The 13,479-nt window shown below is 69.7% G+C and carries 11 protein-coding genes; 9 read left to right on the top strand and 2 right to left on the bottom strand.

Annotated elements, in window-relative coordinates; translation table 11 throughout:
• Positions 1-2: 2 nt before the first annotated feature.
• Positions 3-578, bottom strand: a complete 576-nt coding sequence (locus ACIP94_RS23910) for an adenylosuccinate lyase (RefSeq protein ID WP_402429052.1) — start codon at positions 576-578, stop codon at positions 3-5.
• 390 nt (positions 579-968) lie between these two features.
• Between ACIP94_RS23910 and ACIP94_RS23915 the strand changes: the two genes are divergently transcribed.
• The 9 genes from ACIP94_RS23915 (at position 969) to pssA (ending at position 11,920) form a co-directional block, all read left to right on the top strand.
• Complete coding sequence (locus ACIP94_RS23915; protein ID WP_402429055.1) at positions 969-2,774, top strand: 3-hydroxyacyl-CoA dehydrogenase family protein; 1,806 nt, start codon at positions 969-971, stop codon at positions 2,772-2,774.
• A gap of 136 nt (positions 2,775-2,910) precedes the next feature.
• Positions 2,911-3,723, top strand: coding sequence for a TetR family transcriptional regulator (locus ACIP94_RS23920; RefSeq protein WP_402429058.1), 813 nt, complete (start codon positions 2,911-2,913; stop codon positions 3,721-3,723).
• 435 nt (positions 3,724-4,158) lie between these two features.
• Positions 4,159-5,496: a crotonyl-CoA carboxylase/reductase gene (gene ccrA / locus ACIP94_RS23925; protein WP_402429061.1), complete on the top strand. Its 1,338-nt coding sequence runs from the start codon at positions 4,159-4,161 to the stop codon at positions 5,494-5,496.
• An 18-nt stretch (positions 5,497-5,514) separates the two neighbouring features.
• Entirely contained in the window at positions 5,515-7,563 is a 2,049-nt protein-coding gene (locus ACIP94_RS23930; protein ID WP_402429064.1) for a protein meaA, read from the top strand.
• Entirely contained in the window at positions 7,560-8,525 is a 966-nt protein-coding gene (locus ACIP94_RS23935) for an HpcH/HpaI aldolase/citrate lyase family protein (RefSeq protein WP_402429067.1), read from the top strand. The genes ACIP94_RS23930 and ACIP94_RS23935 overlap by 4 nt, the downstream gene beginning before the upstream one ends.
• A 5-nt stretch (positions 8,526-8,530) precedes the next feature.
• Entirely contained in the window at positions 8,531-9,043 is a 513-nt protein-coding gene (locus ACIP94_RS23940) for a MaoC family dehydratase (protein WP_366027535.1), read from the top strand.
• Complete coding sequence (locus ACIP94_RS23945; RefSeq protein ID WP_402429071.1) at positions 9,044-10,249, top strand: acyl-CoA dehydrogenase family protein; 1,206 nt, start codon at positions 9,044-9,046, stop codon at positions 10,247-10,249.
• A 170-nt stretch (positions 10,250-10,419) separates the two neighbouring features.
• Complete coding sequence (locus tag ACIP94_RS23950) at positions 10,420-11,076, top strand: phosphatidylserine decarboxylase (protein WP_311693587.1); 657 nt, start codon at positions 10,420-10,422, stop codon at positions 11,074-11,076.
• 22 nt (positions 11,077-11,098) lie between these two features.
• Positions 11,099-11,920, top strand: a complete 822-nt coding sequence (gene pssA / locus ACIP94_RS23955; protein WP_402429092.1) for a CDP-diacylglycerol--serine O-phosphatidyltransferase — start codon at positions 11,099-11,101, stop codon at positions 11,918-11,920.
• Between the two features lie 236 nt (positions 11,921-12,156).
• Here the strand turns inward: pssA and ACIP94_RS23960 are convergent, their stop codons facing one another.
• Positions 12,157-13,275: a glycerate kinase gene (locus tag ACIP94_RS23960; RefSeq protein ID WP_402429095.1), complete on the bottom strand. Its 1,119-nt coding sequence runs from the start codon at positions 13,273-13,275 to the stop codon at positions 12,157-12,159.
• Positions 13,276-13,479 lie beyond the last annotated feature (204 nt).

The raw sequence follows: 13,479 nt of genomic DNA on the forward strand, positions 1-13,479 counted from the left end.
GCTCAGCGCCGCGCGGGGATGCGTGCGAGTGCGTGCACCGCGGCCTGGGCGAGCGCCGGATGGGCGAGCGCCTCGTTCAGCACGGATCTGGCGCGGGCGTCGCCCAGTTCACCGAGCCCCTCCACACACGCGAGCGCCACCTTCCGGTAGGGATCGTGCGGCCGCAGTCTGCGCTCCAGGGTGGTGATCAGGGCGGGCACGGACTCGGGGGCGCGCAGTGCGACGAGCAGGCGCACGGGGTGGAGTGCGTAGGCGACCCGGAGTTCGTTGGTGGCGAGGGCCGCCGCCGCGCGGGCGGTGCGCGGATCGCCGAGCCGGGCCAGCGCGTGGGCGGCCGACGCACAGCGCGGGGGGTCACGGTGGTTGAGCAGGAGAACCAGGGTCTCGAACGCCCTTCGGTCACCTGCGACACCGAGCCGGAAGGCCGCCAGCTCACGTGCCCACAGCGGCTGTCCGGGCTCGGTCAGCACGGCGGCCAGCTCATCGAGCCCGTCCGTGGCGACGAGCCGCCCGTACACGGGCGAGGAGCCGGCCTCGACCCGTAAACGCTCCGTGAGCGATCGCAACGCTTCGTCCATGAAGCGAGAGTAGGGGCGCCGACCGTGCCTGGGGACCTACATCACAAAGTCGAGGGGTGGCGCGCTCGTTACCCGCGGGTTAAGCTCATTCGAGCGAGTTACCCACTCGCCGCTTGTGGTGGTTTGGTGACGCAGCCACCGCAGGGGGCCCTCCCAGGCCGCCAAGGCTCGGGAGGCGACCGTCGGTTCGGTACATCGCGTACCTCAGTACGACCCGGCTCCGGGACAGGGCCGGTCGGATCACCGCTCCCGGACGTGTGCGCGTCCGCGGACGCACCGGGCGTGTGCGCTCGTCAGCCCGGCAGACACCCGCGTTCTCCGCACTGTGTGCGCCCCTCGGCGTGTCCAGCCGCGCTCCCTCAGTCGTCACCTCATTTCTGGAGTCCCGCGATGGCCACTCCCCTGTCCGACACCCCTCTGTCCCCCCTCAAGACCATTGCCGTGATCGGTCTCGGCACCATGGGCACCGGCATCGCCGAGGTGCTGGCCCGGGCCGGCCGCGAGGTCGTCGGCATCGACATCAGCGAGGCCGCGGCCACGAAGGCCGTCTCGGCCCTGGACGCCGCCACCGCCCGCGCCGTGAGCCGTGGCCGCCTGACCGAGCAGGAGCGCGAGGACGCCCTCGCCCGCTTCCGCACCTTCACCGATCTGCGCGCGGCCGCGGAGGCCGACCTCGTCATCGAGGTGGTCCCGGAGTCGTACGAGATCAAGCAGCAGGTCTTCCGTGCCCTCGACGGCATCGTGCGCCCCGACGCCATCCTCGCCACCGGCACCAACGCCCTCTCCGTCACCCGGCTCGCGGCCGACTCGGCCCACCCCGAGCGGGTCCTCGGACTGCACTTCTTCAACCCGGCGCCGGCCATGAAGCTGGTGGAGGTCGTCTCCTCCGTGCTGACCTCGCCCGCCGCCGTCACCGCGGTCACCAACCTCGCCCTCGACCTGGGCAAGGAGCCCGTCGCGATCGGCGACCGGCCCGGATTCGTCGCCGACGGACTGCTGTTCGGCTATCTCAACCAGGCCGCCGCGATGTACGAGGCGAGGTACGCCTCCCGCGAGGACATCGACGCCGCGATGCGGCTGGGCTGCGGCCTGCCCATGGGCCCGCTCGCCCTGCTCGACCTGATCGGCGTCGACACCGCCCGCACCGTGCTCGAGGCCATGTACGCGGCCTCCCACGACCGGCTGCACGCGCCCGCCCCGATTCTCAAGCAGCTCAGCGAGGCGGGTCTGACCGGCCGCAAGTCGGGGCGCGGCTTCTACACCTACGAGGCGCCCGGCAGCGCGACCGTGGTGCGCGACGCGCTGACGCCCCTCGCGGACGCCGCCCAGGCCCCGGGCCGTCCGGTCCGCTCGGTCGGTGTCGCGGGCTCCGGCACCATGGCGTCCGGGATCGCCGAGGTCTTCGCCAAGGCCGGCTACGAGGTGGTCCTCGCGGCCCGCACCGAGGAGAAGGCGCAGGCCGCCAAGGCCCGGATCGGCAAGTCGCTGGCGCGCTCGGTCGACAAGGGCCGGATGACGGCCGAGGCGGCCGCGCAGACGCTCGACCTGATCCGGCCGACGGGCAGCTACGACGACTTCGCCGACGTCGACCTGGCCCTGGAGGCGGTCGCGGAGGACCTGGAGATCAAGCAGCAGTTGTTCGCCACGTTCGACAAGGTCTGCAAGCCCGGCGCGATCCTCGCGACCACCACCTCCTCGCTGCCCGTCGTCGCCTGCGCCCGCGCCACCTCGCGCCCGCAGGACGTGATCGGCATGCACTTCTTCAACCCGGCGCCGGCCATGAAGCTGGTCGAGGTGGTCCGCACCGTGCTGACCGCCGACGATGTGCACGCGACGGTCCGTGAGCTGTGCGCGTCCATCAGGAAGCACCCGGTGGACTGCGGCGACCGCGCCGGATTCATCGTGAACGCGCTGCTGTTCCCGTACCTCAACAACGCGGTCAAGATGGTGCAGGAGCACTACGCGTCCCTCGACGACATCGACGCGGCGATGAAGCTGGGCGGCGGCTACCCGATGGGGCCGTTCGAACTGCTCGACGTGGTCGGCCTGGACGTCTCACTCGCCATCGAGAAGGTCCTGCACCGCGAGTTCCGCGACCCGGGCCTGGCGCCCGCGCCACTGCTGGAACACCTGGTGGCCGCGGGCTGCCTCGGCCGCAAGACCGGCCGCGGCTTCCGCGAATATGCCAAGCGCTGACCGGCCCGGCGACTGGTTCCAGGGCGGCGCCGACTGGGGCGGACTGCTCGATCCCCAGGGTGACCCCCCGCCCCCGCGGGGCGGGGGGAACCCGGGACATGCGCGCCATCCTGCGCACATGCAGTACGTTCGGGTCATGTCCCAGCCCGCCAAGTCCTCACGTACACCAGCTACGCCCGACGCGCCCGAGAGTGCCGCAGGCAGCCGCGCCGCCGCCCAGCGACTCAAGATGCGCCGGGAACTGGCGGCCGCGGCGATGGAGTTGTTCGCCACCAAAGGGTACGAAGCGACCACCGTCGACGAGATCGCGGCGGCCGCCGGGGTCGCCCGGCGCACTTTCTTCCGCCACTTCCGCTCCAAGGAAGAGGCCATCTTCCCCGACCACGACGACACTCTGGTCCGCGCCGAGGCGGTGCTCAACGCCGCGCCCGCGCACGAGCACCCGCTCGACACCGTCTGCCGCGGCATCAAGGAAGTCATGAAGATGTACGCGGCCCGGCCGGAGATCTCCGTGCAGCGCTACAAGCTGACCCGCGAGGTGCCGACCCTGCGGGAGGCGGAGATCGCCTCGGTGGCCCGTTACGAGCGCCTGTTCACCCGCTATCTGCTGGGCCACTTCGACGAGCACGCGCACGACGACGACGCGAACGACGATCCGCTGCTGGCGGAGGTGGCCGCGTCGGCGGTCGTCACCGCCCACAACCACGTCCTGCGGCGCTGGCTGCGGGCCGGCGGCCAGGGGGACGTCGAGGCCCAGCTGGACCATGCCTTCGCGATCGTGCGCAGGACGTTCGGCACCGGGATCGGGGCCGGTCGCGGCTCCGCTCCCCGGACCGCTCCGGCCGCCGTGACCGCGCAGGGCGAGGTCCTGGTGACAGTGGCCAGGACCGACGCGCCGCTCGACGAGGTGATGCGGACCATCGAGCAGGCCCTCAAGGAGCGTTCCTAGCCGTTCTCCACCCCTTCACGGGACTTCCGACCCACCACGGACCGGTGGCGGCAGCCGATGCCGCCACCGGTCCGTTCCTTTTTGCCCGCCTGGACCATACTCGTCGGTAACTTTGATCGATCATCGCTCATTTGTTACGTAAAGATTTCATCTGAGATCAATATCTGGCACCCAGTGCCTTGCGGGGTGACACGCCGTGCCATACGTTGGTGTTGTCCGGGCGGCCGGCGTGCAGAGACCTTTCGTACGCCGGCTGTCCCCGCAAGCCTCCCAGGCGAGCGCGCCCGGACGCCTGCGTCACAGGCACCCTCCCGCGCCACAAAGCGCTGCCACAGCACCACCGAGCCGAACCGACGGCATCCCTCTCTCCCGTAGCAGCACCGACGTAACCCTCAGCGTCTCCCCTCAAGACGCTCTTTCGCCGGAGGCAATACCGTGAAGGACATCCTGGACGCGATTCAGTCGGGGACGGCCACGTCCGCCGATTTCGCCGCTCTGCCGCTCCCCGAGTCGTACCGCGCCGTCACCGTGCACAAGGACGAGACGGAGATGTTCGCCGGGCTCACCACCCGCGACAAGGATCCCCGCAAGTCCCTGCACGTCGACGATGTCCCGCTGCCCGAGCTGGGCCCGGGCGAGGCCCTCGTGGCCGTGATGGCCTCCTCGGTCAACTACAACTCGGTGTGGACCTCGATCTTCGAGCCGCTGTCGACCTTCGGCTTCCTGGAGCGCTACGGCAGGCTCTCCGAGCTGACCAAGCGCCACGACCTCCCCTACCACATCATCGGCTCCGACCTCGCGGGCGTGGTCCTGCGGACCGGACCGGGCGTCAACGCCTGGCAGCCGGGCGACGAGGTCGTCGCGCACTGCCTGTCGGTCGAACTGGAGTCCTCCGACGGCCACAACGACACGATGCTCGACCCGGAGCAGCGGATCTGGGGCTTCGAGACCAACTTCGGCGGCCTCGCCGAGATCGCGCTGGTGAAGTCCAACCAGCTCATGCCCAAGCCCGGCCACCTCAGCTGGGAGGAGGCCGCCGCGCCCGGCCTCGTCAACTCCACCGCCTACCGGCAGCTCGTCTCCCGCAACGGCGCCCAGATGAAGCAGGGCGACAACGTGCTGATCTGGGGCGCGAGCGGCGGCCTCGGCTCGTACGCCACCCAGTTCGCGCTCGCGGGCGGTGCCAACCCGATCTGTGTCGTCTCCTCGCCGGCCAAGGCGGAGATCTGCCGCTCGATGGGCGCCGAGGCGATCATCGACCGCAACGCCGAGGACTACCGGTTCTGGAAGGACGAGCGCACCCAGGACCCGAAGGAGTGGAAGCGCTTCGGCAAGCGCATCCGCGAGCTGACCGGAGGCGAGGACGTCGACATCGTCTTCGAGCACCCGGGCCGCGAGACCTTCGGAGCCTCGGTGTACGTCACGCGCAAGGGCGGCACGATCGTCACCTGCGCCTCGACCTCCGGATACAACCACGAGTACGACAACCGCTACCTGTGGATGTCCCTGAAGCGCATCATCGGCTCGCACTTCGCCAACTACCGCGAGGCCTGGGAGGCCAACCGGCTCATCGCGAAGGGCAAGATCCACCCGACGCTGTCCAGGGTCTACTCGCTGGAGGAGACCGGCCAGGCCGCCTACGACGTGCACCGCAACGTCCACCAGGGCAAGGTCGGCGTGCTGTGCCTCGCCCCCGAGGAGGGCCTCGGCGTGCGTGACGAGGAGATGCGCGCACGGCACATCGACGCGATCAACCGCTTCCGGAACATCTGAGGACAGCGGAGGTAACCGATGACAGAGCGTCAGCCCTCCGGCTCCCGGAGGCAGAAGGACCGGCCGTGGCTCATGCGCACGTATGCCGGTCACTCCACGGCCGAGGCGTCCAACGAGCTGTACCGGCGCAACCTCGCCAAGGGCCAGACCGGCCTGTCGGTCGCGTTCGACCTGCCGACGCAGACCGGCTACGACTCCGACCACGTCCTCGCCCGCGGCGAGGTCGGCCGGGTCGGGGTCCCGGTCGCGCACCTGGGTGACATGCGCCGGCTGTTCCAGGACATACCCCTGGAGCAGATGAACACCTCGATGACCATCAACGCCACGGCCATGTGGCTGCTGGCGCTCTATCAGGTCGTCGCGGAGGAGCAGGGTGCGGACATCACCCAGCTCCAGGGCACGACCCAGAACGACATCGTCAAGGAGTACCTCTCGCGCGGTACGCATGTCTTCCCGCCGGGGCCCTCGCTCCGGCTGACGACGGACATGATCGCGTACACGGTCTCCCACATCCCGAAGTGGAACCCGATCAACATCTGCAGCTACCACCTGCAGGAGGCGGGCGCCACGCCGGTGCAGGAGATCGCGTACGCGATGTCCACCGCGATCGCCGTCCTCGACGCGGTGCGTGACGGCGGCCAGGTGCCGCAGGAGCGCATGGGCGATGTCGTCGGCCGTATCTCCTTCTTCGTGAACGCGGGCGTCCGCTTCGTCGAGGAGATGTGCAAGATGCGGGCGTTCGGGCGGATCTGGGACAAGATCACGCGTGAGCGGTACGGCATCGAGAACCCCAAGCACCGTCGCTTCCGCTACGGCGTCCAGGTCAACTCCCTGGGTCTGACGGAGGCGCAGCCGGAGAACAACGTCCAGCGGATCGTGCTGGAGATGCTGGCCGTGACCCTCTCCAAGGACGCGCGCGCCCGCGCCGTGCAGCTCCCGGCCTGGAACGAGGCGCTGGGCCTGCCCCGGCCCTGGGACCAGCAGTGGTCGCTGCGCATCCAGCAGGTGCTCGCACACGAGAGCGATCTGCTGGAGTACGACGACATCTTCGAGGGCTCCACGGTCATCGAGGCCAAGGTGAGCGGGCTGGTCGAGGAGTCGCTCGCCGAGATCGAGCGGATCCAGGAGATGGGCGGCGCCATGGCCGCCGTCGAGTCGGGCTACCTCAAGTCGCAGCTCGTGGCGTCGCACGCCGAGCGCCGGGCCCGGATCGAGTCCGGCGAGGAGAAGATCGTCGGCGTCAACATCTTCGAGACCACCGAGCCGAACCCGCTCACGGCCGATCTGGACACCGCGATCCAGACGGTCGACCCGGCGGTCGAGGCCCGGGTCATCGCCTCGCTCCAGCGCTGGCGCGACACCCGCTACCAGCCTCCGTTCAACCACCCGCGCCCCTGCAAGGCGCTGGAGCGGCTGAAGGAGGCGGCCAAGGGCACCGAGAACCTCATGGCGGCCACCCTGGACTGCGCCCGCGCCGGTGTGACGACCGGCGAGTGGGCCGGGGCCCTGCGCGAGGTGTTCGGCGAGTTCCGCGCCCCGACCGGCGTGTCGTCGGCGCCGGTCGCGGTGACCGCCGAGGAGGGGACCGCGCTGGCCCGGGTGCGCCGCAAGGTGGAGCTGACGGCCCGGGACCTCCAAGTCGGCAAGCTTCGCTTCCTGGTGGGCAAGCCGGGCCTGGACGGGCACTCCAACGGCGCCGAGCAGATCGCCGTACGGGCCCGTGACGCCGGGTTCGAGGTGGTCTACCAGGGCATCCGGCTGACGCCGGAACAGATCGTCGACGCGGCCCTCGCGGAGGACGTGCACGCGGTCGGGCTGTCGATCCTCTCCGGCTCGCACGCACAACTGGTGCCCGACGTGCTGGAGCGGCTCCGGGAGGCCGGTGCGGCCGACATCCCGGTCATCGCCGGCGGGATCATCCCGAACGCCGACGCCGAACAGCTCAGGGCCGCCGGAGTGGCCGCGGTCTTCACCCCGAAGGACTTCGACATCACCGGGATCATCGGCCGTATCGTCGACGAGATCCGCACAGCCAACAAGCTCGACCCCATGGAGGTCCCCGCATGACCACGCCCGTCAACCGTCTGCGTCCGCGGCGCTCGTGCCTCGCGGTCCCCGGAAGCAACCCCCGCTTCCTGGAGAAGGCGCAGGGCCTCCCCGCCGACCAGGTCTTCCTGGACCTGGAGGACGCATGCGCGCCGCTGGCCAAGCCCGAGGCGCGGCACACCATCGTGAAGTTCCTCAACGAGGGGGACTGGACGGGCAAGACACGGGTCGTGCGGGTGAACGACTGGACGACCGAGTGGACGTACCGCGACGTCGTGACGGTGGTCGAGGGGGCGGGCCCGAACCTCGACTGCATCATGCTGCCGAAGGTCCAGAACGCCGAGCAGGTCGTCGCGCTCGACCTCCTGCTCACCCAGATCGAGAAGACGATGGGCTTCGAGGTCGGCCGCATCGGCATCGAGGCCCAGATCGAGAACGCCCAGGGCCTCAACAACGTCAACGAGATCGCGCAGGCCTCCCCGCGCATCGAGACGATCATCTTCGGCCCGGCCGACTTCATGGCCTCGATCAACATGAAGTCGCTGGTCGTGGGCGAGCAGCCGCCCGGCTACCCGGCCGACGCCTACCACTACATCCTGATGAAGATCCTGATGGCCGCCCGGGCCAACAACCTCCAGGCGATCGACGGCCCCTACCTCCAGATCCGCAACGTGGACGGCTTCCGCGAGGTCGCCGGCCGCGCCGCCGCGCTCGGCTTCGACGGCAAGTGGGTGCTCCACCCGGGTCAGGTGGACGCCGCCAACGAGGTGTTCTCGCCCTCCCAGGAGGACTACGACCACGCCGAGCTGATCCTGGACGCGTACGACTACTACACGTCCGAGGCCGGTGGCAAGAAGGGCTCCGCGATGCTCGGCGACGAGATGATCGACGAGGCGAGCCGCAAGATGGCGCTGGTCATCGCGGGCAAGGGCCGGGCGGCCGGCATGCGGCGCACCAGCACGTTCGAGATCCCGGAGGCGTGAGGGCCATGCAGTTCGGACGGACCTACGAGGAGTTCGAGGTCGGGGCGACGTACAAGCACTGGCCCGGCAAGACGGTCACGGAGTACGACGACCACCTGTTCTGTCTTCTGACCATGAACCACCACCCGCTCCACATGGACACGAACTATGCGGAGAAGACGACGGACTTCGGCAGGAACGTCGTCGTGGGCAACTACATCTACTCGCTGCTGCTCGGCATGTCCGTCCCCGACATCTCGGGCAAGGCGATCGCCAACCTGGAGATCGAGTCGCTCAAGCACGTGGCGCCGACCTTCCACGGCGACACGATCTACGGCGAGACGACGGTGCTCGACAAGTGGCCGTCGAAGTCGAAGAACGACCGCGGCATCGTCCATGTCGAGACCAAGGGCTACAAGCAGGACGGCACCCTCGTGTGCGTCTTCCGCCGCAAGGTGATGGTGCCCACCGAGACGTACATCAAGGAGCGCGGCGGCGAGCAGCCCGGCCGCCCGGAGCTGAAGCAGCAGGAGAAGTAGATGAGCCGTCTCGCCCAGACCCACGGTCTGACAGACGTCCAGCAGGAGATCCTCTCCACCGTCCGCGACTTCGTGGACAAGGAGATCATCCCGGTCGCGACCGAGCTGGAGCACCGCGACGAGTACCCGCAGCAGATCGTCGACGGCCTCAAGGAGCTGGGCCTGTTCGGTCTGATGATCCCCGAGGAGTACGGGGGCCTGGGCGAGTCGCTTCTGACCTACGCGCTGTGCGTGGAGGAGATCGCCCGCGGCTGGATGTCGGTCTCCGGCATCATCAACACGCACTTCATCGTGGCGTACATGCTCAAGCAGCACGGCACCCAGGAGCAGAAGGACCACTTCCTGCCGAAGATGGCCCTCGGCGAGATCCGCGGCGCCTTCTCGATGTCCGAGCCCGCGCTCGGCTCCGATGTGTCGGCGATCACGTCCAAGGCGGTCAAGGACGGCGACGACTATGTGCTGACCGGCCAGAAGATGTGGCTGACGAACGGCGGCACGTCCTCGCTCGTCGCCGTACTCGTCCGGAGTGACGAAGGACACCCCGAGGGCACCGCGCCGCACAAGTCGATGACGACCTTCCTGGTCGAGAAGGAGCCCGGCTTCGGCGAGGTCCGCCCGGGCCTCACGATCCCCGGGAAGATCGACAAGATGGGTTACAAGGGCGTCGACACCACGGAACTCATCATGGACGGTCTGCGCATTCCGGCCGATCGGGTGCTCGGCGGGGCCACCGGCCGAGGGTTTTACCAAATGATGGACGGAGTCGAGGTCGGCCGGGTGAATGTCGCGGCCCGTGGCTGCGGTGTCGCCCAGCGCGCCTTCGAGCTGGGCGTGTCGTACGCGCAGCAGCGGCACACCTTCGGCAAGCCGATCGCCCAGCACCAGGCCATCCAGTTCAAACTGGCGGAAATGGCCACAAAGGTCGAGGCCGCGCACGCCATGATGGTGAACGCGGCTCGCAAGAAGGACTCCGGTCAGCGGAATGACCTTGAAGCGGGCATGGCGAAGTACCTCGCCTCCGAGTACTGCAAGGAGGTCGTGGAGGACGCCTTCCGGATCCACGGCGGCTACGGTTTCTCCAAGGAGTACGAGATCGAGCGCCTGTACCGTGAGGCCCCCATGCTGCTGATCGGTGAGGGTACCGCCGAAATCCAGAAAATGATCATCGGTCGCCGACTGCTCGAAGAGTATCGACTCCAGGGGTAGTTGTCCGCTTACGGGGTGTTTTCTTCGCGAAGAAGATCACACCCCGTCAACGCTGTTCGGCCGCCGACTCGGCTTCCTGGCTTGCCGAGTTGCGGTCCGTGCCCGGTACGATCGCCGGAAAGCCGCCGTCCCCCGTCGAAGCGCGGCATCATCCGCTACGAAGGTCATCCATGCCCCACAGCCAAACCTCTGCACCACGCGACAGCCTGGCCGGCGTACGCCTCGCGCGCGGAGCATCGCCGTGGCTTCTCCCGACCGTTGCCACCGCAGCCCTCAGCCTGGCCCGGGCACGCCGCTCCGGCGCCGCCAAGGCCGTGGCCGTACCCGCCACCGCGCTCGCGGCCGGCATGCTGTGGTTCTTCCGCGACCCGGAGCGCGAGATCGCCCAGGGCCGGGTCATCTCCCCCGCCGACGGTGTGGTGCAGAGCATCATGCCGTGGAAGGACGGGCGCACCCGCGTCGCGATCTTCATGAGCCCGCTCAACGTCCACGTGAACCGCGCGCCGCTGTCCGGCACGGTCACGTCGGTCGAGCACATCCCGGGCGGCTTTGTTCCTGCTTTCAACAAAGAGAGCGAGAACAACGAGCGCGTAGTCTGGCATTTCGACACCGAACTCGGCGACATCGAGATGATCCAGATCGCCGGCGCGGTGGCCCGTCGCATCGTGCCCTACATCCCGCAGGGCACGAAGGTGGAGCAGGGCGACCGTATCGGTCTGATCCGCTTCGGCTCGCGTGTCGACCTCTATCTGCCCGAGGGCGTGGAGGTCGCGGTCGAGGTCGGCCAGAAGACCGTGGCTGGGGTGACTCGTCTTGACCGTGATTGATCCCGATACCAAGGCCGGCTGGGTGCCGGAGGCCGACGAGGTGGACGACGAGGAGGAGATGCCTCTCTCGCTCCGCCTCTCGATAGCGGACACGCTCACCCTCGGCAACGCGACGTGCGGCTTCATGGCGGTGTACTTCACTACCACCGGCATCCTGATCCCGCACCTGACGGGCAACGACGAGTCGGCGGGCATGGCCCGGCACAGCGCCGCCACGGCCGTGATCCTCATGCTCTGCGCGGCTGTCTTCGACCTGTTCGACGGCCTCGTCGCCCGCAAGCTCCGCTCCTCGCCCATGGGCGCCGAGCTGGACAACCTCTCGGACCTGATCAGCTTCGGTCTGGCCCCGGCGTACTTCGTCCTGGTCTACGGCATGGTGGCGGACGACGCGCACCAGCGGGTGGCCGCGGTCGGAGCGATCGTGGTGCTGCTCGCGGTGGTGCTCAGACTCGCGAGATTCTCCTGCGTGACGATGAAGGACGGCATGTTCCAGGGCATGCCCTCCCCCTTCGGCGCGCTGACGGTGGTCTCGATCGTCCTCCTGGAGCTGCCGTTCTTCGCCACCCTGCTGGCGATCCTCGGCACCGCGTGGCTGATGGTGAGCCGGGTGGAGTACCCGAAGCCCCGGGGCCGTCTCGCCGGGGCGATGCTGTCCTGGATCGTCCTGTCGATGGGCCTCCTGGCGGCTTGGGCGTTCGACGCCCCGAGCGGCCAGCTGCTCCTCCAGACGGGCTGCGCCTTGCAGCTGGTCATGGGCGCGGTGATCCCGCTGTTCGCCACGGCACGCCGGGTGAACAACTTCCGCGACAACCGCCGCGAGGCGCGCGCCGCGCAGTTGCCGTAATACGGCCGCACGACCCCGAAGGGCCCCGAACCATCCGGTTCGGGGCCCTTCACGTATGCCGTCCCAGGCCTCGGGGGCCAAGGGCGCGGTCCGCGGTGGTGTACGGGGGCGCAGGCCCCTTCGCGCGCCCGCAGCGCGCGCCCTCGCCGGGGCGACGCAGCCCCGGCCAGGCCCGGGCGCGATCCCCCGGCGAACCCAGCGGACGCAGTCCCCGCCCCGGGGTGGGATGGGCGGAGTCAGGTCAGGAAGTCGTGGGCGATTCGTTCCGCCACCCGTTCCAGAATCGGCCCCGCCTCGATGAGGCACGTCGAGAGGTCCGGTTCCGCCTCCGTCAGCGGGTACGCCCGGCGGATCCCCGCCCGTCCCAGCGCCTCCGGCGGCAGGGCCAGCCGCCCGCACACCGCGACGACCTCCCGGCCGGCCGCGCGGGCCGCCGCGGCGACCCCCGCCGGGGCCTTCCCGTGCAGCGTCTGCGCGTCCAGCGAGCCCTCACCCGTGATCACCAGCGAGGCCCGCGCCAGCGCCGGCGCGAAGCCCAGGACATCCAGCATGACCTCGATGCCGGGCCGGAAGCGCGCCCCGAGAACGAGCGCGCCGTACCCGAGGCCGCCCGCGGCGCCCGCGCCCGGAGACGCGGCGTACTCCGCCGCCCGCGGACCGATCGTCTCCGCCAGCACCTCCGCGTAATGCGCGAGCGCCAGGTCCAGCGCCTCGACCTCGTCCGGCGAGGCACCCTTCTGAGGGCCGTAGACCGCGGGGGCCCCCTTCGGGCCGGTCAGCGGGTTGTCGACATCGCTGGCAAGTACCAGGTCCACCGAGGACAGCCGGGGATCCAGGCCCGACAGATCGGCGCGGGCGAGCCGCGCCAGTCCCCCGCCGCCCGGCGCCACCGGCTCACCCTCCCCGTCCAAGAACCGCGCCCCGAGCGCGGACAGCATCCCCGCGCCCCCGTCCGTCGTCGCGCTCCCGCCGACCCCGAACACGATCGTCCGCGCCCCGGCGTCCAGCGCGGCGCGCACCAGCTCCCCGGAGCCGTACGTGGACGCGGTCAGCGGCGCGAAGACCCCGGCGGGCAACCGCTGCAACCCGCTTGCCTCCGCCATCTCCACGACCGCGGTGTCACCGCGCAGCGCGAACGCCGCCGTCACCTCCTGGCCGATCGGACCCGCGACCCCCACCTCATGCCGCTCGAACCCCGCCGCCACGGCCGCGTCCACGGTCCCGTCCCCGCCGTCGGCGACGGGCAGCGCCTCGATCTCGAGATCGGGCACGACTCTGCGCAGCCCCGCGGTCACCCGCGCCGCGACCTGCACGGCCGTCAGCGACCCCTTGAACTTGTCCGCGGCGATGAGCACCCGCCGGGCCGGCCGAGTCCGCCGGGTGTCGTTCACTGCAGCGTCCGCCACCTGCACTCCCCTTGCTCTCCACGCCTTGCGCACGTCAAGGCAGTCGCGCCGCTGCGACCCTAGTGAGCCGGTCCGGAGATCCTGTCGCAGTAGCGGCAGATGCGGTCGATGATCTGGTCTGCGGTCTTGGTCCACTTGAAGGGGCGGGCCTGT

Origin of the sequence: Streptomyces sp. NPDC093261 (genome assembly GCF_044753645.1) — a bacterium.
In the GTDB taxonomy this organism is placed as follows: domain Bacteria; phylum Actinomycetota; class Actinomycetes; order Streptomycetales; family Streptomycetaceae; genus Streptomyces.

What these genes read in the sequence shown, in the direction of transcription:
- ACIP94_RS23945 (WP_402429071.1), top strand. Translation starts at nt 9,044, where the DNA reads ATGAGCCGTCTCGCCCAGACCCACGGTCTGACAGACGTCCAGCAGGAG.
- ACIP94_RS23920 (WP_402429058.1), top strand. Translation starts at nt 2,911, where the DNA reads ATGTCCCAGCCCGCCAAGTCCTCACGTACACCAGCTACGCCCGACGCG.
- ACIP94_RS23915 (WP_402429055.1), top strand. Translation starts at nt 969, where the DNA reads ATGGCCACTCCCCTGTCCGACACCCCTCTGTCCCCCCTCAAGACCATT.
- ACIP94_RS23930 (WP_402429064.1), top strand. Translation starts at nt 5,515, where the DNA reads ATGACAGAGCGTCAGCCCTCCGGCTCCCGGAGGCAGAAGGACCGGCCG.
- ACIP94_RS23910 (WP_402429052.1), bottom strand. Translation starts at nt 578, where the DNA reads ATGGACGAAGCGTTGCGATCGCTCACGGAGCGTTTACGGGTCGAGGCC.
- ACIP94_RS23950 (WP_311693587.1), top strand. Translation starts at nt 10,420, where the DNA reads ATGCCCCACAGCCAAACCTCTGCACCACGCGACAGCCTGGCCGGCGTA.
- ACIP94_RS23935 (WP_402429067.1), top strand. Translation starts at nt 7,560, where the DNA reads ATGACCACGCCCGTCAACCGTCTGCGTCCGCGGCGCTCGTGCCTCGCG.
- ACIP94_RS23940 (WP_366027535.1), top strand. Translation starts at nt 8,531, where the DNA reads ATGCAGTTCGGACGGACCTACGAGGAGTTCGAGGTCGGGGCGACGTAC.